The sequence below is a fragment of the Sphingobium sp. B2D3C genome, assembly GCF_025961835.1.
Classification (GTDB): domain Bacteria; phylum Pseudomonadota; class Alphaproteobacteria; order Sphingomonadales; family Sphingomonadaceae; genus Sphingobium.
This window is the reverse complement of sequence record NZ_JAOQOK010000001.1, coordinates 899,899-919,004: the sequence shown is the minus strand read 5'-3', so window position 1 is coordinate 919,004 and position 19,106 is coordinate 899,899. Positions and strand designations below refer to the sequence as shown.

Genomic DNA, 19,106 nt, shown 5'->3' with positions numbered 1-19,106 from the left:
TCTTTTATTGCAGCGCCTTGCAAGCCGCATTGAAGACCATCTCTCGCAGTGCCGGAAAATCGTCGATGCCGTAGTCGGCAGCGTCATCGCTGCAGGCGATCTCGACGCGGCCTTTCCACAGGCGCAGGTCGATATCCTCCGGCTTGATCACCCGGCGCGCGGCGATGTCGTAGAAGCTCCAGACGCGCGGCGTGGTATATTCGCCGACATTCTGCTCCACCACCAGCGCCAGGCGCCCGTTGCTCAAGCGCACGACCGAGCCGATGGGGTAGACGCCGACGCTCTCGATGAAATGGTCGAGAATCTCGTCATCCAGCTCGCCTTCCATGCCCCGCATCAGGCCGAGCGCGGCATTGGGGTCGATCCGTGGCCGATGCGGCCGGTCGGACGTCATCGAGTCATAGACGTCGCATACCGCCGCCATGCGGCCGAACAGGCTGATATTCTCGCCAGTCAGTTGGTTGGGATAACCGGAGCCATCGCAGCGCTCGTGATGCTCAAGGCAGACCAGTGCGACATCCTCGGCGATTTCGCCACCCATCTGGAGGAACTCATAGCCGAGCGTGGTATGCGTCTCGACGATCTTGCGCTCGCCCTCGCTCAGATCATCGCTGATCGTCGCCACGTCGATGGGCAGATGGCCCATGCCCACGTCCATCAGCAGCCCGGCCAGCCCGGCTTCCTTCACCCGAGCATCATCGAGGCCCATCTGGCGGCCCAACGCGATCATCAGCGCGCTCACCGCCAGGCCGTGCGCATAGAGCGAACTATTCTCGCGGCGGATGCGCATCAGGCCGTTGAAGGCGTGCGGATTGCGCTGCACGGAGGCGAACAGATCCTCGATCACCGGCTCCACCTGCCCGCGCGAGATCGCTTTGCCCAGCCGCGCCTGCTCGAAGACGGCGCTCATCACGCGATTGGACCGCGCCACGACGGCCTTGGCATGGCCCACCTCCGCGCCGACGCTCAAGGCCGTCGTGGAGCGGGGATTGAACGGAACGACGTTCGATCCGCTCGCGTGCTCCGGCACCAGCTTGCGCAGCCGTTCCATGCGCACCCGCTCGGCAAGACCGACACCGCCCGAGGGGGCGGAGGAGCCTGCCGCCACGAGCGGTCGGCGCAGCGTCGTCGCCGGCGGACGCGGACCGCCCGCACCCGCGACATCATCACCCTTGTCGATGTCGATCATCACGCCCTCGACCTCGCTGGCGCGCAGGTCGGCGAGTATCTGGGGGTCGGTCAGCAGGAATTTCGTCCGCCAGAACGGGTGCTTGAGCCACGGCCCTTCAAGTTTGTGAATGAACATGCCGAGTTTCACGTCAGCAACATCGATTCTCTTGAGCATCTGGACTCCGCCGGTCAGGTACGAGCGACGACGATGGCGCCCGCACGATACTGAACGGCTAAGAGCCATGGTTATTTAATGGTTCGCCTTGTCCATGCACCATGATTGTCCGCCTTTTTGCGGCCAGGGACGAACGGCGCTGCATTGACATCGTGAACGGCACGCAGCACGCAGCGCGCATGGCAAAGGAAACCCGCGCCACTCGGGCGCTGAGCAAGGCCGGCATCGCCTTCACCATCCATCTCTACGATTATGATCCGGCTGCCGCCCATATCGGCTTGCAGGCCGCCGAGGCGTTGGGTGAGCCACCCGAGCGCGTCTTCAAGACGCTCATGACGCTGGTGGATGGCAAGCCGGCCTGCGCCATCGTCCCGGCGAGCAGCGAAGTGGCGATGAAGAAGTTCGCCGCGGCCCTGTCCGCCAAGAGCGCTGCGATGATGAAGCCGGCCGATGCCGAGCGCCTGAGCGGCTACAAGGTCGGCGGCATCAGCCCCTTCGGCCAGATGAAGCCCATTCGCGCGGTAATCGACGAGAGTGCTTTGGCCCAGCCGCACATCTATCTGAATGGCGGCCAGCGCGGCCTGCAGCTGTGCTTGGCGCCAGATCAGGCGATCGTCGCCCTCGGCGCAACGGTTGCGGTCATCACTGCCTGAACCGCAAGGTCAGTCCAGATCGCCTTGCGTGGACGCCGATGGGCCGCGGGGCTTCCATCGCGACAGGGTGAGGGTGAAGCAGGAGCCCCCATTGACCGTGCGGTAGGTCGCCGCGCCGCCATGCGCCTCGGCAATGCCCCGCACCACGGAGAGGCCAAGGCCGCTGCCTTTCGCCGCCCCGCCCTGCTCCATATACCGACGGAACGGATCGAAGGCATGGCGGGCGAACTCCTCAGTCATTCCCGGCCCCTCGTCGGTCACGCTCAGGAGTACGCTGGACGAGGAGATGCGCAGCGTCACGGCCAATTGACCGGGGTCGGCATGGCGATGGGCATTCTCGAGCAGCGCCATCAGGGCCTGCCGGATGCGTGCGGTATCGACATAGCATAAGCCGCGATCGAAGGCGGTGACGATGCGGAAGCCGGCGGTCTCCAGCTCGGGCTGCATCAGCCGGACGACCGTCTCCATTTCTTCGGCGAGATCGACCTGCTGGAACCGCATGTCCAGCCGGCCGCCTTCCATGAGGCTCACCGTGCGCAGATCCTCGATCAAGCGGGTCAGGGCATTCACCTGCGTGACGAGCGAGCGCAGCAGCGGCGGATCGGGCGCGAACACACCGTCGGCAAGGCCCTGGAGACGCCCGGAGAGGATCGTCACCGGGGTGCGCAGTTCATGCGCGATGGTGGCATTCCAGCGGCGGACGGCCTCCCCCGCCTGCTCCAGCCGGTCGGCCAGGAGATTGAAGTCCTCCACCAGCATCGTTGCCTCGGTCGGCGCACGATCATCGCTGCGCGCACGGACCTTGATATTGCCATCCGCAATGATCCGAGCGGTCTGCGCAACCGAAACCAGCGGCTGAACGATCCGCCGGGCCAGTCGCGTGGCCACCAGCACGGCGATTCCGGTCGAGACGACGCAGAACAGCCCGATGAGTAGCCATTCGATGCCGTGCGGGCGCCAGTCATCCGTCAGCGGAAACAGCATATGCGGCGCTACACGGATGATGACGCCATAAAAGATATAGAGCCCGATGATCGTGATCAGCACCGAGGCGACGGTGGAGATCACCGTGGACAACACGATCTGCCGCCCCAGACCGCCTGCCGGCTTCTTCATGAAATATCTGCCAGGCGAAAGCCGACGCCGCGCACATTGTTGATGAAACCGTGGGCGCCGGCGTCCTCCAGCTTGCGCCGCAGCTTGCTCAAATGCGTATCCACCGTCCGGTCGAGCGCGTCGCCGCCCGGCAGGCAGGCATCGACCAGTTCACCACGCGAGAACGCCCGCCGGGGTGCGCGCGCCATGTGCGCAAGAATGCGGAACTCGGTGAGGGTGAGGGACAGGCTCACGCGCTGCGGATCGTCCCCGACGATCACGCTGGCCAGATGGCTGTCCATATCGATTTCGATCGGCCCCACTCGCAGGGTGGAGCCCCGGCTGCCGCCGGACCGGCGCAGCACGGCGCGCGCCCTTGCGGCCACCTCCAGCGCGTTGAACGGCTTGACGACATAATCGTCCGCGCCGATGCGCAGCGCCTGCAGCTTGTCGATATCCTGATCGAGCGCAGTCAGCATGATCACGGGGGTCGAGCCGCGACGCCGCAACTCGGCCAGCACGTCCCAGCCGTTGAGCCGCGGCATCTGCACATCGAGCATCACGAGGTCCGGCTTGAGCGCAAGGTGCAACTCCAGCGCGGTTCGCCCGTCGGCGGCACGGACCGTTCGGAAGCCTTCCCGCTCCAGATAGGCGGCGATGACATCGGCGATTTCCGGTTCGTCTTCCGCGACCAGCACGAGCGCGTTTTCGGCATCCATAGCATATCCTTCTGCCTGCAAGCCGTTATCGCAGTTCCAAACGGGGGGCCACCGGCCTCCACAATTTCTCTACACTTGACCAACACTGCCTCGACAAGCCAGTCCCAAAGGGCCAGCGCGGACAAGCAAAAATCAAGAGTCGGACATGATGACAAAATGCCCCCCCAGGCGCTGCGGCGCCTATATCGTTATCGCGTCGATGGCGCTTGTATTGTCCGCCTGCTCAGGAGGTGAAACCCCATCCTCGCCTCCGCCGCCAGAGGTATCGGTCGTGAAGGTCTCCCCCTCGCGCGTCGACGTGGCGGACGAACTGCCGGGCCGGGTGATGGCCTTCCGTGTGGCGGAAATCCGCCCGCAGGTTAATGGCGTCATCCAGCGCCGGCTGTTCGAGCAGGGCTCCGAAGTGCGGGCCGGCCAGCCCCTGTTCCAGATCGATGCGACCCCGTTCCGGGCGGATACGCAGAGTGCCGCGGCCACCGTGCAGCGCGCGCAGGCTGCTTTGAACCGCGCCCGCATCCAGGCCGAGCGCCTGGCGCCGCTGGTGAAGGTCGATGCGATCAGCGGACAGGCCTATGACGATGCCGTCGCCGCGCGCGATCAGGCCGCTGCCGACCTCGCCCAGAGCCGCGCCACGCTGGCACGCCAGCAGGTCGATCTCGGCTTCGCCACGATCCGCTCGCCAATCAGTGGCCGGATCGACCAGTCCATGGTGACCGAGGGCGCCCTTGCCGCCGTCGGCGGCGCAGAGCCGCTCGCCACCGTCCAGCAGATTGACCGCGTCTATGTGGACGTGCGTCAGCCGGCCGCCCGCCTCGAAACGCTGCGCGAGGCGGCGCGTGCCGGCAATTCCGCCCAGGGCGCCCCCGTGGAGATCCTCTCGTCCGAGGGCAAGCCCTATGCGGCGACCGGGCGCCTGCTCTTCTCCGGCATCAGCGTCGATCCCGGCACGGGCGAGGTGATCGCCCGGGTCGAGGTGCCCAATCCCACGCGGGCGCTGCTGCCCGGTATGTTCGTGCGTGCGCGCCTCCCCCGCATGGTCCTCCCCAATGCGCTGACTCTGCCGCAACAGGCCGTGCTGCGCGATCCTGCCGGTCAGGCCAGCGTCCGGATTGTTGGGAAAGACGGCAAGGTCGAGCTGCGGCCGGTGCAGACCGGGGATGTGCGCGACGGAAACGTCCTGATCACGCAGGGCATCAAGGCTGGTGAAACCGTGATTGTCGAAGGGCAGGATCGGGTCCAGCCCGGCGCCACCGTTTCAGCCAAGCCATGGCGCCCTGCAGCCGCCGCAAAGCCCGCCGCGCCCGCGGCCGCGCGCTGAAGACGAAAGCGAACCCATGCCCCGTTTCTTCATCGATCGGCCCGTTTTCGCCTGGGTGGTCGCCATCGCGATCATCCTTGCGGGCGTCATCGCCATCCCGCGCCTGTCGCTGGAGCGCTACCCGAGCATCGCGCCGCCAAGCGTCGAGATCACCGCGACCTACCCCGGTGCCACGCCGCAGACGCTGAATGACAGCGTCGTCAGCCTGATCGAGCGCGAACTCTCAAGCGTGCGCAATCTGCTGTACTTCGAGAGCTCGACGGATACGTCCGGTCAGGCCACGATCACCGCGACCTTCCAGCCGGGGACCAACCCGGAGCTGGCGCAGGTCGACGTGCAGAACCGGCTCAAGGCCGCAGAGCCGCGCCTGCCGCAGATCGTCCGCCAACTCGGCATCCAGGTCGATTCCGCCAATCGCAACTTCCTCAATCTGGTGAGCCTGGAATCGTCTAACGGCCAGCAGAACCTCGAGGAACTGTCGGACTATGCGGCGCGCTATGTTGTCGAGGAGCTCAAGCGTCTCCCCGGCGTCGGCCGTGTCCAGCTGTTCGGCGCCGAGCGCGCGATGCGCATCTGGGTCGATCCGGCAAAACTGGCATCCTACGACATTTCGATGAGCGATATCACGGCCGCGATTGCTGCGCAGAACACGCCGGTTTCGCCCGGCGTGCTGGGCGGCGAGCCGATTGCCGAAGGCCAGCGCGTCAAGGTTCCGATCACCGTCGAGGGCCAGCTGAAGACCCCCGAGCAGTTCCGCGAGATCGTGCTGCGCGCCGGAACGGATGGCTCCGCCCTGAAGCTGGGCGATGTCGCCCGCGTCGATCTTGGTTCCGCGTCCTACTGGTTCCAGACGCGCCTCAACGGCAAGCCCGTGGCGTTGATGGCCGTGCAGCTCGCGCCCGGCGCCAATGCGGTCTCCACCTCCGCCCGCGTGCATGAGCGCATGGTCGAGCTGGCCAGGGCCATGCCCAACGGCATGTCATACCGCATTCCGTTCGACACCGCGCCTTATGTGAAGATCTCGATCGAGAAGGTCATCGAGACACTGGTCGAGGCCATGGTGCTCGTCTTCCTGGTGATGTTCGTCTTCCTCCAGAAGTTCCGCTACACCATCATTCCCGCCGTCGTCGCGCCGATCGCCCTGCTCGGTACCTGCGCGGTGATGATGCTGGCCGGCTATTCCGTGAACGTGCTGACCATGTTCGGCATGGTCCTCGCCATCGGCATCATCGTCGACGATGCCATCGTCGTGGTCGAGAATGTCGAGCGCATCATGGCCGAGGAAGGGCTGCCGCCCAAGGAAGCGACGCGCAAGGCCATGGGCGAGATTACGGGTGCCATCATCGGCATCAGCCTCGTCCTCACCGCCGTGTTCGTGCCAATGGCATTCTACAGCGGCTCGGTGGGCGCGATCTACCGGCAGTTCACCATCTCCATGGCGGTCTCCATCCTGTTCTCGGCCTTCCTTGCCCTGAGCCTGACGCCGGCACTCTGTGCGACATTGCTCAAGCCGGTCACTGGCCATGAGACCAAGAAGGGCTTCTTCGGCTGGTTCGACCGCAAGTTCGACACGATGACGCACAGCTACCACAATTGGGTGACGCGCGCCTTGAAGCGCAGCGCGCGGATGATGGCGAGCTTCGCGGTCATCGTGGTGCTGATGATCGTCGGCTATACAAACCTGCCTTCCTCGTTCCTGCCCGATGAAGATCAGGGCTATTTCATGACCGTCTTCCAACTCCCCTCGGACGCGACGTCCGGCCGGACGCTGGAGGCACTGGAAGTCTTCGAAAAGCACACCGCGCAGCGCGCGGGCATCGCCGATACCATCTCGGTGCTGGGCTGGGGCTTCTCCGGCGCGGGCGCCAATGTCGGCCTCGGCTTCACAATGCTCAAGGACTGGAGCGAGCGTGACGGAGCGACCGCATTTGGCGAGGCCGGTGCAGCCAATCAGGCCACTGGCGCCGGCGTGCGGGAAGGGCTCGTGATGAGCCTCATCCCGCCTTCCATCGATGGCCTTGGCACCACCGGCGGCTTCTCCGCGCGCCTTGAGGACCGCTCGGGCCGTGGGTTCGATGCCCTGATGGCCGCGCAGTTCCAACTGCTCGGCATGGCCGCGAAAAACCCGGCCCTTGCCGGCGTCTATCCGGAAGGCTTGATGCCCGGCACCAGCGTCGAGATGGTGATCGACCGCCAGAAGGCGCAGGCCATGGGCGTGCCCTTCGAGTCCATCACCTCCACGCTGAGCGGGGCCATGGGCTCGGCCTATGTCAACGACTTCCCCAATAATGGTCGTATGCAGCAGGTCATCGTGCAGGCGGATGCCCCCTTCCGCATGAACCTTGAGGATGTGCTCAAGCTGTATGTCCGCAACGCGGCCGGAAACACGGTCCCGCTCTCGGAGCTGGTCACGCCGCGCTGGGAGACCATGCCGCTGCAGCTGGTGCGCTATAATGGCTATCCCGCCATGCGCATTGCCGGCCAGCCCGCGCCCGGCCACTCCAGCGGCGAGGCCATGGCGGAGATGGAGCGCCTTGCGAGCCAGCTGCCGCCCGGCTTCGCCATCGAATGGACCGGTCAGTCGCTTCAGGAAAGGCTCGCGGGCAATCAGGCGATCCTTCTGCTGGGCCTCTCGATGCTGGTCGTCTTCCTGGTGCTGGCCGCGCTGTACGAAAGCTGGGCAATCCCGGCGGCAGTGATGCTGGTCGTGCCGCTCGGCGTGCTCGGCGCCGTGCTGGCGGTCACGCTGCGCAGCATGCCCAACGACGTGTTCTTCAACGTGGGCCTGATCACGATCATCGGCCTCAGCGCCAAGAACGCGATCCTGATCGTGGAGTTTGCCAAGCATGCTTATGATAACGGCATGTCTGCGGTCGACGCCGCGTTGCACGCCGCGCGCCTGCGCTTGCGGCCGATCCTGATGACCAGCTTCGCCTTCACGCTTGGCGTCGTTCCGCTGATGCTGGCGGGCGGTGCGAGCAAGGAGACCCAGCGGGCGATCGGCACGGGCGTCTTCGGCGGCATGATCAGTGCCACCATTCTCGCGATCTTCTTCGTCCCGGTCTTCTTCGTGGTGGTGATGAAGCTGGTCGAGCGGCAAAAGCGCAAAAAGCATGTCGATGGTTCATCGCAGACGCCCGCCGCCTACCCCGCATCGGAGAATTGAGATGCGTAAATTTGCCCTCGCGGCGCTGCTGCTGACCAGCGCCTGCTCGATGAACCCACGGCTGGAGACACCGCCTGCCCCGGTTGCGCCGGTCTACCCGCTCGCCTCTCCCGAAGAGGCAGCCAGTGCCGCGGCGCTGGACTGGCACGAGATGTTTGGCGACCCGCGCCTGCAGCGGCTCATCGAGCTGGCGCTGGAGAATAATCGCGACCTGCGCGTCGCCACGCTCAACGTCGAGGCTGCCCGCGCTCAGTTCCGTGTCGCCAGGGGCGCACAATTGCCGACGCTGGATGCCAACGCGGCTTATTCCCGGCAGCGCGTCTCGGCGGCCGCCTCACAAACCGGCGCTGGGGCGGAGTTCAGCCAGTTCTCCGCCAATGCCGCGCTGACCAGCTTTGAGATCGATCTGTTCGGTCGCCTCCGCTCGCAGAGCGAGGCCGCCTTCGAGCGCTATCTCGCCACCGACGAAGGCCGCCGTGCCGCGCGCATCGCGCTGATCGGATCGATCGTCGATGCCTATCTGGCCGAACGGCTCGCCGAGGAGCAGTTGGCCCTCACCGACCGCACGCTGGGCGATTGGCAGGCTTCGCTCGCGATCACTCGCCGTCTCCAGCAGGCGCGGCAGGTCAGCGGGCTGGATGTTGCGCAGGCAGAGGGACAGGTCAGCCAGGCCCAGGCCGATCAGGCGATGCGCACGCGGATGCTGGCCGAGGCGCGCAACGCGCTGCAATTGCTGGTCGGGGCGCCACTTCCCGCCGACCTGCCCGCACCCATCGCGCTCATGGACCAGCCGATCCGCACCCAGCTGCCGGTCGGCCTGCCCTCCGCCCTGCTCGCCAGTCGGCCGGACATCCGTCAGGGCGAGCATGAACTGGTCGCCTCCAATGCCGATGTCGGCGCCGCGCGTGCTGCCTTCTTCCCGCGCATTTCGCTCACAGGTCTGTTCGGCTTCACCAGCATGGCGCTGGACAGCCTGTTCGATAGCGCAAACCGCAACTGGTCGTTCACGCCGCAGATCACCCAATCGATCTTCAACGGCGGCAGTTTGCAGGGCCAGCTCGATCTGGCGAAGGTTCGCAAGTCGATTGCCATCGCAAACTACGAAAAGGCCATTCAGTCTGCATTCCGCGAGGTCGCAGACGGGTTGGCCGGGCGGGAGACCTATACCCGCGAGATCGAAGCCCAGCGGGGCGTGGCCCAGTCGGCGACGCGGCGTGCCGAGCTTTCCCGCCTGCGCTATCAGGCCGGGGTCGATGCCCGGCTGGAACTGCTCGATGCGCAGCGCAGCGACTATGCTGCGCGGCTCGCGCTGCTGGAATTGCGGCGTCAGGAGCTCTCCAGTGCCGCCGGACTCTACCGTGCACTGGGCGGGGGCGATGAGCCGACCGCGCCGACTGCTGGTCAGCCGACGCCGCCGAACTCCCAGTGACCATAGGCTTTCCCTCGCAGCAGTGAGGGCACCTGTGACGCCGGAACCGGCTTACTGAACAAGAAGCCCTGCCCCAGCGTGCAGCCCCGCGCGCGGAGATAGCGGGCCTGCGCGATGGTTTCGACGCCTTCCGCGACCGTCTGCATCCCCAGGCGCCGGGCCATCTGCAACACGGCGTCGATGACGGCCGTCGCGCCGGGGGTGCTGTCCTCGATCCGGTCGATGAACGACTTGTCGATCTTGATCACATCGACCGGAAATTGCTGGAGATGGCTGAGCGAAGCATAGCCCGTGCCAAAATCATCCAGCGCGACCATCACGCCAAGGCCGCGCAATTCCTCGAGCATCCGCGCGACTTCTGGCCCCAATTGCCCGATGAGCACAGTCTCCGTCACTTCGATGTCGATCTGGGCAAGACCCTGCCGATGTGTCCGGGCGGCATCCTCAAGACGGGCCGGCAAACTCGGCGCGCGAAAGTCGCCCGCAGACACGTTGACTGCGATCCGCCCCGGCTCCAGTCCATCGGCCCGCCAGCGCGCAATGTCCGCAAAGATGCCGCATATCATCCGGTCGGTCAGCCGCACCGACATTTCGGCATCCGAGAACGCCGCCTCGATGGCCGCAGGCGGCAGAACCTGGCCGTTCTCGGCCACCCGCAGCAGCGCTTCCCAGCCGTCGATCTGCCCGGTCTGGAGGTTCACCTTGGGTTGGTAGAACGGCACGATGCGGTCCTCGTCCAACCCTGCGCGCGCCATGACCAGCATGCGGGTTCGCCTCTCGGATGCGACCTTGAGTGACGGCGAGAACTCACGAACGGAGCCGGGCATGTCGGCCTTGGCTGCGTAGAGAGCGAGGTCAGCCGCGATCAGCAGGTCCCCGGGCTCAAAGCCATCGCGCGGCCAGACAGCGACACCTACGCAAAAGCTCACCGGAATGCGCAGTTCTTCGATCTGCACCGGCACTTCAAAGCAGCGCTTTAAGGCGTCCGCCACCGGGCGATATTTGTCCGCCGCAGACAGGCCAGGCAAGATGATCGCAAATTCATCGCCGCCCAGCCGAGCCGCTGTCGCCCCTTCCGGGATACAGGAGGAAAGGCGCCGAGCGACCTCTACCAACACCCGGTCGCCTGCGGCATGGCCAAGCGAATCGTTCATTTCCTTGAACCCATTGAGATCCAGGATCATGAGCGCCACCGGATCACCGGAATCACATGCCGCGTCGATCGCGGCCTGGATGCGAACGCCGAAAAGAGCCCGGTTCGGGAGCCTCGTAAGGTGGTCGTGATACGCAGCCCAGTTCAGCTCGGCCTGCGCCTGCTTCTGCTTGGTGATATCCAGTATCGATCCGACAAGCCGGACTGCTACGCCTTTGTCGCCACGCACGATGACACTTCGCGCCTTGGTATCGATGAACGTCCCTTTTGCCGTGCGAAACCGGAACTCCTCGAGCCAGAATTTCTGGCCACTCTCCAGGGCCCGCCTCTGGTTCGCGAGGACCCGCTCCCGGTCATCGGGGTGAATACGCTCGATCCACCAATCGAAATGCGTGGCCTTATCCAGTTCTGGATAACCCAAGACTTTTTTGTACGCCCCGCTCCAGGTCGTAATGCCGGTTGGCAGGGAGCAGTCCCATATGACGTCGTTCCCAGCTTCCGCCGCCAGGCGGTAGCGCTCCTCGCTCTGCCTGAGCGCGGTTTCGGCGATCACATGGTCGTGAATGTCTTCCAGCGTGCCATACCAAGCGAGGACTTTGCCATCTTCACCCCGGTGAGGCCGTGCGCGCGCCCGGTACCAGCGGTACATCCCGTTCGCCATGCGGATGCGATAGCGGACATCGGCGGCATCCGACTGATTTTTGACAACGTCCGCCCACAAGGCCTGAACGGTCGGAAGGTCATCAGGATGAACGGCCTGCGTCCATCCATATCCCAGCCCAGCCTCCAGATCGAGACCTACCTGTTCAGCCCAAAGCGGGCCAATTTCGGTGATGCGTCCCTCCGCATCGGCCATCCAGGCGATCTGGGGATTGAGCTCGACATAGGCGCGATGATGCGCTTGCACATGGGCAAGCTCGTCGAGTGCCTCGGCAAGCAGGCCGTCATCAGCCGATGCCGCACTGCCACCCATCAATCCACGCCAGGCCAGAACAAGGGCAGTCATAAAGAGCAGGCTGGCCACGCCTTCGACGATGATACGGTCCATGTCAGGCCCGGTAGTCGTTCCGGCACGCGCACCCAAGGCCGCAACCCCTGTCAGCAGGATCGCCGAAAACGAAACGCCTGTCACCAGCCCGGCCATCACAAGCCAGGTCCGACGTACGCTCTGCGATTTCATGTTGAACGTATGACTGAGAATGGCCGTGGCCGTTAAAATGCCAGACCCGCAAATCGCCACAATGATCAGCATGCCCCGAATCTGCTGATCAACCACGACCAGATGGTAAAAGCTCTCCACGCCGTCCAATCGTCTCTGAGTTTAGGAGAGTGCTAAGCGTTCAAAGGTTAGTAAAACGTTGCCACAGGACGAAACGAACGGGCTATCGTCAGATCGATCAAATGGTGCCCTCAAAGCTGGAAAGATGACACAAAGAAAAATCGCAGCCTTCGGTCTTCTAACGAGCCGAATTCCGTAGCGTTTCTCGCTCACCCCCCCTGAAAGCGCGGCACCCGCTTCTCCAGAAAGGCCGCGACGCCCTCCTGAAAATCCGCGCTGTGGCCGGCCGCTGCCTGATTGGCGGCTTCGATGCCCATCGTCTCCGACAGGCTGTGATTGAGCGCGGCAGCGACCTGCTTGCGGATCATGCCGATGGCACGGGTCGGCCCCTGCGCCAGCTTGAGGGCAAGACCGCGCGCGGTTTCGTCAAGCCTGTCATCGTCGGTCACGCGGGCGACCAGCCCGGCATCCTGCGCCTCCTGAGCGCTCATGGCCTCGCCCAGTAACGCCAGTTCGAGCGCCTTGGCGCGCCCGGCGCTCTTCGCGACCAGCCATGTCGCGCCAGCATCGGGCACCAGCCCGATATTGACGAAGCCAAGCTGCAAATAGGCAGAGCGCGCCATCACCACGATGTCGGCGGCCAGCGCCAAGGCGACGCCAGCGCCAACAGCCGGTCCGTTGATCGCGCTCACCACCGGGATATCGAGCCCGGCCAGCCGCAGGAACAGAGGATGATAATAGGTCGCCAGGGTCTTCCCGAGATCGGCGCCGATGCCTTCGCTATCGGCCAGATCCGCGCCGGAGCAGAACGCCCGGCCCGTCCCGGTGATCAACACGGATCGCGCGCCTGCACGCACGCCTTCATCGAGCTTGCGGGTCAGGTCTGCCAGCAGGCCGGCGGACAAGGCATTAAGCCGCTCGGGGCGGTTAAGGGCAAGGGTCAGCACCCCATCGTCCAGCGTGGACAGCACGATCTCGCTCAACCCATCCTCCCTCGCAGCACGGTTGCCAGCCGCTGTTCTGACGGAGCGTAGGCTAGCATCGTACCGGCGCGCCGCAAGCGTCGCGCCAGAGCGAGTTTGGATCGGCAAGCACCGGCAGCAATTTGCGGAATTGCGAAATGAACCGGTTCCGCTACGGTGTGGGCGCCTTGAAGGATCGTCCTTGTTGATCGGCACAGCAGCTAACCCGCCTATGAAAAATTTGCGGATCGTGCCCGCCGTTCCGGCCAGTGCGGCGATCCCTCACCCCGACTCGCAACCCGGAGACAGTCCTTGCCACGCGGAAACAGATTGTTCGTTGGCCAGAAAGTGCGCGACCTGCGTCTGCAGAGCCGGCTCGATCAGGCGGGCATGGCGCGGCTGCTGGGCATCTCCGTCTCCTATCTCTCGCAACTGGAGAATAACGACCGTCCCCTGACCGCACGGGTAAAGGCCGCGCTGGCGGCGGCCTTTCCTCTCGACTGGTCCGATTTCGATGCCCGGCCTGAGGAGCAGTTGCTCGGCGCCTTCAACTGGGCGCTCGCCAAGCCCGGCCATCGCTCACCGCCTCCCGATCCCGAGCGGACCGAGCGGCTGCATGTTCAATACCCCGAATTTGCAGCGCGCTATGTCGAGTTGCATCACGCGCTCCGACAGACCGAAGGTCGGCTGGCCATGGCCGAACAGGCGCTTGGTAACGGCCTGCTGCCGGGCGCACGCGCGACTTTCGATCAGGTGAGCGATCGGCTGCGGCTGTTCGACAATTATTTCCATGATCTGGACACCGCCGCCGAGGATCTCGCCACGCAGCTCAGCATCGGCGCGCGCTCCGATGCGGAAGGCACCTTAGCGGCGCTCAGCGCGGCACTGCGCGACGAGCATGATTGCACCGTCAGTCGCGAACCACTCAAGACCACGCTGTTGCGCGCGCCCTCCCCCGATGGCCGGACCTTGCACGTCAATGATCGCCTGCCCGCCACGAGCATCGCCTTCCAGCTCGCCAGCCATATCGTGCATTTGCGCGGGCTGGCCGATTCCACGATGCGCGCCATCATTGCCCAGCACCCGGTGGGGGCGCCTGCCGATGCCCTGCTGCATCACGCGCTCATCAATTATGGCGCTGCCGCCTTGCTCATGCCTTATGGTCTCTTCCGCGAGATGGCCCGGACGCTCCGCCATGATGTCGATGCGCTGGCGGCGCGGTTTGGCGTAAGCATCGAGCAGGTCGCGCATCGGCTCGCCACGCTACAGCGACCGGGACAGCGCGGCATTCCCTTCTTCTTCTGTCGCATTGATCCGGCCGGCAACATAACCAAGCGGCATAGCGCCACGCGGCTGGACTTTAGCAGCTATGGCCCGCTCTGCCCCCGCCTGAGGCTGCACGAGGCCCCGACCCGTGCTGATTATAGCGGTGCGGAGCGCGCGGAAATGCCCGATGGCGTGCACTATATCCTGCTCGCCCGCGCCATCGCACGGCCGGACCGCCGCCACGCCATCGTGCTCGCCTGCGAACCCGATTATGCTGCCCATCTCGCCTGGGCGGACGGGCTGGACCTCGCCGATGATGCCGCAGTCACGCCCATCGGCCCGGGCTGTCGCCTGTGCCCGCGCGAGGGCTGCTCACAGCGCGCCTTCCCGCCCATCGACCGCCCAATCCATGTCGAGCGGGATGGCCGGCACGTCATTCCCTACAGCATCGGCTGACGGGCGTGCCGGCCTGATCCTTCAGCGCATCAGCACCAGCTCTTCGGCCATGCTGGGGTGCAGCGCGACGGTGGCGTCGAAATCGTCCTTGGTCAGCCCTGCCTTCACCGCGATAGCCGCCGCCTGCAGGATTTCGGGCGCGTCCGGGCCGATCATGTGGATGCCGACCACCCGCCCCGTCGTTTCCTCGCACACCAGCTTGTAGAGGCTGCGCTCGTTGCGATTGGCGAGCGTGTTCTTCATCGGCCGGAAATCGGAGGTGTAGACCTTGACCGCTCCCAACGTGTTGCGCGCCTCGCCCTCGGTCATGCCGACCGCGCCGATTGGCGGGTGGCTGAACACCGCCGAAGGAATGCAGCCATAATCCACCGTCCGCGGATTGCCGCCGAACACGGTGTCGGCAAAGGCATGGCCCTCGCGGATAGCCACCGGCGTCAGTTGCACCCGGTCGGTCACGTCGCCCACCGCATAGATGCTCTCGACATTGGTGCGGCTATACTCGTCGACCTTGATCGCGCCCTTCACCGTCTCCACGCCAACCTTGTCCAGGCCGAGCCCGTCGATCTTGGGATTGCGGCCGGTGGCGAACAGCACCAGATCGGTCTCGATCGGATCGCCCCCCTCGATAAAGACCTTGAGGGAGCCGTCCTCCTGCTTCTCGATCTTTTCGAGCGGCGCGTTGAAGCGGAAGTTGATGCCCTTGGCCATGCTGATCTGCAGCAGCCGGTCGCGAATCTGCTCGTCATAGCCGCGCAGGATCTGGTCGCCGCGCAGCAACACCGTCACCTGACAGGCGAACTCGTGGAAAATGCCGGCGAACTCATTGGCGATATAGCCGCCGCCAAAGATCGCGACGCGCTTGGGCATCTTTTCCAGATGGAAGACCTCGTTGGAGGTGATCCCCAGTTCCGCGCCGGGCACGTCAGGCACATTCGGCCAGGCGCCGACCGCGATGAGGATGACCTCGGCGGTCACCAGCTTGCCGCTGGCCAGACGCACCTCATGAGGCCCCTCCACCGTCGCGCGCTCGTGGAAGGTCGTCACTTTGTTATTGTCGAGCGTCTGCTGATAGAGCCCTTCGAGCCGGGAGACCTCGCCGATTACATTGTCGCGCAGGGTCGGCCAGTCGAAGCTGCAGTCGGAAATATCCCAGCCGAACCGGCGGGCATCCTTGATGTCCTCGGCGAAATGCGCGCCGTAGACGAGCAGCTTCTTGGGAACGCAGCCCCGGATCACGCATGTCCCGCCGACCTTGTGCTCCTCCGCCACGGCGACCTTGGCACCGTGCGCCGCTGCAATGCGCGAAGCCCGCACGCCGCCCGACCCGGCACCGATTACGAACAGGTCGAAGTCATAGTCGCTCATCAGGGGAGATCCTCGGATTGTCTTGATCGTGTCCGCGCATATGGGCGCGAGTGCATCGCGCGCAAAGCAATTTTGCGAGGGGCGCCACCAGATTCGCTACGTCTTCCGGCGCCGCGCAACGCTGTGAGTGGACGGAAAGGCGCCGCGCACCGGGCAATTGCGCCCGCTATCGCTAGCCTCTTGTCACGCCCGGCCCTAGGCTCTAGGGCATCTCCAGATTGAAGACCAAAGTAAAGCAAAGGACCTCTCATGAGTGAGACCGCGGATCGCGTGAAGAAGATCGTCGTCGAGCACCTCGGCGTCGAGGCGGACAAGGTGACCGAAGACGCGAGCTTCATCGACGATCTGGGCGCTGACAGCCTCGACATCGTCGAGCTCGTCATGGCTTTTGAGGAAGAGTTCGGCGTCGAAATCCCCGACGATGCTGCCGAGAAGATCGCCACCGTCAAGGACGCGATCGATTTCATCGACGGCAAGCAGTAAGATAGCGGGAGCCCGGTTCGCGGCCTCGTCGCGGACATGCACCGGCCAGTGAATACACATGGATACGGCTCTCCGGTTGCGGGTTTGACTCGCCATGGGAGGGCCGTTCGTGTTTGATCAGCGCCCGGCGTTCCGGGCAACTGGCCGGGTGACTGGATCAGGAGAGTGAAATGCGTCGTGTCGTCGTAACAGGTCTCGGCATGGTTTCGCCCCTTGGCGGCGACGTGGAGACAAGCTGGAAAAACATCATCGCCGGCCGGTCGGGCGCGGAAACGATCACCCGTTTCGACGCGACCGATTTCCACACCAATTACGCCTGCGAAGTGAAGGCCCCGGATCATGAATTTGGCTTCGACCCGAACAAGCGCGTGGATCACAAGGTCCAGCGTCAGGTCGATCCGTTCATCGTCTACGGCATCGACGCGGCCGGCCAGGCCATAGAAGATGCGGGCCTGACCGAGATGAGCGAAGCCGAGCGTCTGCGCACCGGCTGTTCGATCGGCTCGGGCATTGGCGGTCTGCCGGGCATCGAGAGCGAATCGCTGGTGCTGGAGCATAAGGGGCCCAAGCGGGTCTCGCCCCACTTCGTTCACGGTCGCCTGATCAACCTGATCTCCGGTCAGGTCTCCATCAAATACGGCCTGATGGGCCCTAATCACGCCGTCGTTACGGCCTGCGCGACGGGCGTTCACTCGATCGGCGACGCGGCGCGGATGATCGCGCTCGACGATGCCGATGTGATGCTCGCCGGCGGCGCGGAAAGCGCCATCTGCCCGATCGGCATTGCCGGTTTCGGTCAGGCGCGCGCGCTTTCGACCGAATTTCGCGACGAACCCTGGCGCGCCAGCCGTCCGTGGGATCAGGCTCGCGATGGCTTCGTCATGGGCGAAGGGGCCGGCGTGGTTGTGCTGGAAGAATATGAGCACGCCAAGGCGCGCGGTGCGAAGATCTACGCAGAGATCCTCGGCTACGGTCTCTCGGGCGATGCCTATCATGTCACGGCACCCCATCCGGAAGGCTCGGGCGCCTATCGGGCGATGGAAATGGCCATGCGCAGGTCCGGGCTTTCGCTTGCCGATATCGACTATGTGAACGCCCACGGCACCTCCACCCCGCTCGGCGACGAGCTGGAGCTGGGTGCAGTGCGGCGGCTGTTCGGCCCGGCCCTGGAGACCATGTCGATGTCGTCCACCAAGTCGGCCATCGGGCATCTGCTCGGCGGTGCCGGTGCAGTCGAGACGATCTTCTGCATCCTTGCGATGCGTGACCAGATCGTGCCGCCCACGCTCAACCTGGATGATCCCAGCGACAGCTGCCAGGGTGTCGACCTCGTTCCGCACACGGCAAAGCAGCGGAAGGTCAAGGCCGTGCTCAACAACAGCTTCGGCTTTGGCGGCACCAACGCCAGCCTTGTGCTCAAGGCTCTCTGACGGCCGCAATGCGCCGCATCGTCCTCACGGTCGCTGCTCTGCTGCTGGCCGGACTGGCCGTTGCGGCGCTTCTCTTCGTCCATGGCTGGTCGAGGCCCGGCCCGCTTGAGTCCGATGCGACGATCATCGTTCCCGAGGGCGCGACACTGCGCAAGGCGGCCGATGAGCTGGAGGCACAAGGCGCCATCGGCTCCGCCACCGCCTTCCTTGCCCGCGCGCGGGTGCTGGGCCCCGATGGGTCGATCAAAGCGGGCGAATATCGCATTCCCCGGCGGGCGAGCAGCGCTGACATTCTGGGCATTCTCCAGAGTGGCAAAACCCTCGTCCACCTCGTCACCATCCCAGAGGGCATGCCCTCCATCCTCGTGCATGAGCGGCTGATGGCCAATGACGAGCTGACCGGAAACATTCCCGTGCCCGAGGAGGGCTCGGTGATGCCCGACAGCTATGGCTACCAGAAGGGCGAGACCCGCGCGGCAGTGCTTGGACGGATGCAGGCCGCGATGACGAGCTTCATTGCCGCGCAGTGGCCCAAGCGCTCAGCTGCAACGCCAGTCAAGACGCCTGAGCAGGCCGTCACCCTGGCCAGCATCGTGGAGAAGGAAACATCCATCCCCGCCGAGCGGCCGACGGTGGCCGGCGTCTACGCCAATCGACTGCACGAGGGCATGATGCTGCAGGCCGACCCCACGATCATCTACCCGATCACCAAGGGCAAGCCGCTCGGACGCCGCATCCTCCAGTCGGAGATCCGCGCGGTGAACGACTATAATACCTATGCGATGACCGGCCTGCCCAAGGGGCCGATCGCCAACCCCGGACGCAGTTCCATCGAGGCCGTGCTGCGGCCGGCGGCAACGAAAGCGCGCTACTTCGTCGCGGATGGCAAGGGGGGGCATATCTTCGCGGAAACGCTGGCAGAGCATAATGCGAACGTGCGCAAATGGTATGACATCCGCCGGCAACGCGGCGAAATGTGAGCTTTGC

14 protein-coding genes are annotated in these 19,106 nt (G+C 64.8%); 8 read left to right on the top strand and 6 right to left on the bottom strand.

The genetic code is table 11. The features are described from left to right. Positions 1-4: 4 nt before the first annotated feature. Positions 5-1,345, bottom strand: a complete 1,341-nt coding sequence (locus tag M2339_RS04215) for an HD-GYP domain-containing protein (RefSeq protein WP_264587391.1) — start codon at positions 1,343-1,345, stop codon at positions 5-7. Between the two features lie 179 nt (positions 1,346-1,524). On the opposite strand from M2339_RS04215, the gene ybaK reads away from it, so the two are divergent. After that, positions 1,525-1,998, top strand: a complete 474-nt coding sequence (ybaK, locus tag M2339_RS04210; protein ID WP_264587392.1) for a Cys-tRNA(Pro) deacylase — start codon at positions 1,525-1,527, stop codon at positions 1,996-1,998. Between the two features lie 9 nt (positions 1,999-2,007). Here the strand turns inward: ybaK and M2339_RS04205 are convergent, their stop codons facing one another. Next, positions 2,008-3,114, bottom strand: coding sequence for an ATP-binding protein (locus tag M2339_RS04205; RefSeq protein ID WP_264587393.1), 1,107 nt, complete (start codon positions 3,112-3,114; stop codon positions 2,008-2,010). Next, the gene (locus M2339_RS04200) at positions 3,111-3,812 is read right to left on the bottom strand and encodes a response regulator transcription factor (protein WP_181559966.1); all 702 of its coding nucleotides are present in this window, start codon (positions 3,810-3,812) and stop codon (positions 3,111-3,113) included. The genes M2339_RS04205 and M2339_RS04200 overlap by 4 nt, the downstream gene beginning before the upstream one ends. A 271-nt stretch (positions 3,813-4,083) precedes the next feature. On the opposite strand from M2339_RS04200, the gene M2339_RS04195 reads away from it, so the two are divergent. The 3 genes from M2339_RS04195 to M2339_RS04185 are packed head-to-tail and all read left to right on the top strand — an operon-like array spanning position 4,084 to position 9,725. Beyond that, entirely contained in the window at positions 4,084-5,130 is a 1,047-nt protein-coding gene (locus tag M2339_RS04195; protein ID WP_264587394.1) for an efflux RND transporter periplasmic adaptor subunit, read from the top strand. A gap of 16 nt (positions 5,131-5,146) precedes the next feature. After that, the gene (locus M2339_RS04190; RefSeq protein WP_264587395.1) at positions 5,147-8,296 is read left to right on the top strand and encodes an efflux RND transporter permease subunit; all 3,150 of its coding nucleotides are present in this window, start codon (positions 5,147-5,149) and stop codon (positions 8,294-8,296) included. 1 nt (position 8,297) lies between these two features. After that, positions 8,298-9,725 (top strand): efflux transporter outer membrane subunit, encoded by a 1,428-nt coding sequence (locus M2339_RS04185; protein WP_264606162.1) that lies wholly within the window; start codon positions 8,298-8,300, stop codon positions 9,723-9,725. On the opposite strand, the gene M2339_RS04180 is transcribed toward M2339_RS04185, so the two are convergent. Beyond that, complete coding sequence (locus M2339_RS04180) at positions 9,698-12,178, bottom strand: putative bifunctional diguanylate cyclase/phosphodiesterase (protein WP_264606475.1); 2,481 nt, start codon at positions 12,176-12,178, stop codon at positions 9,698-9,700. The genes M2339_RS04185 and M2339_RS04180 overlap by 28 nt on opposite strands. 188 nt (positions 12,179-12,366) lie before the next feature. After that, positions 12,367-13,140 carry an enoyl-CoA hydratase-related protein gene (locus M2339_RS04175; RefSeq protein WP_264587398.1) on the bottom strand — a complete coding sequence of 258 codons (774 nt, stop codon included), beginning with the start codon at positions 13,138-13,140 and terminating at the stop codon, positions 12,367-12,369. 327 nt (positions 13,141-13,467) lie between these two features. Here M2339_RS04175 and M2339_RS04170 point away from each other — a divergent pair, with 327 nt between their 5' ends. Further along, positions 13,468-14,841: a helix-turn-helix domain-containing protein gene (locus M2339_RS04170; RefSeq protein ID WP_264606161.1), complete on the top strand. Its 1,374-nt coding sequence runs from the start codon at positions 13,468-13,470 to the stop codon at positions 14,839-14,841. Positions 14,842-14,862: 21 nt separating this feature from the next. On the opposite strand, the gene gor is transcribed toward M2339_RS04170, so the two are convergent. Continuing rightward, positions 14,863-16,206: a glutathione-disulfide reductase gene (gene gor, locus M2339_RS04165; RefSeq protein ID WP_264587400.1), complete on the bottom strand. Its 1,344-nt coding sequence runs from the start codon at positions 16,204-16,206 to the stop codon at positions 14,863-14,865. 249 nt (positions 16,207-16,455) lie between these two features. On the opposite strand from gor, the gene M2339_RS04160 reads away from it, so the two are divergent. The 3 genes from M2339_RS04160 (at position 16,456) to mltG (ending at position 19,099) form a co-directional block, all read left to right on the top strand. Beyond that, positions 16,456-16,689, top strand: coding sequence for an acyl carrier protein (locus M2339_RS04160; protein WP_181559973.1), 234 nt, complete (start codon positions 16,456-16,458; stop codon positions 16,687-16,689). Between the two features lie 170 nt (positions 16,690-16,859). Further along, on the top strand, positions 16,860-18,119 hold the full coding sequence (gene fabF, locus M2339_RS04155) for a beta-ketoacyl-ACP synthase II (protein ID WP_264573090.1): 1,260 nt from the start codon (positions 16,860-16,862) through the stop codon (positions 18,117-18,119). Between the two features lie 8 nt (positions 18,120-18,127). Further along, a complete protein-coding gene (gene mltG, locus M2339_RS04150; RefSeq protein WP_264587401.1) occupies positions 18,128-19,099 on the top strand; it encodes an endolytic transglycosylase MltG in 972 nt (323 codons plus the stop codon). The last annotated feature ends 7 nt before the right edge of the window (positions 19,100-19,106 follow it).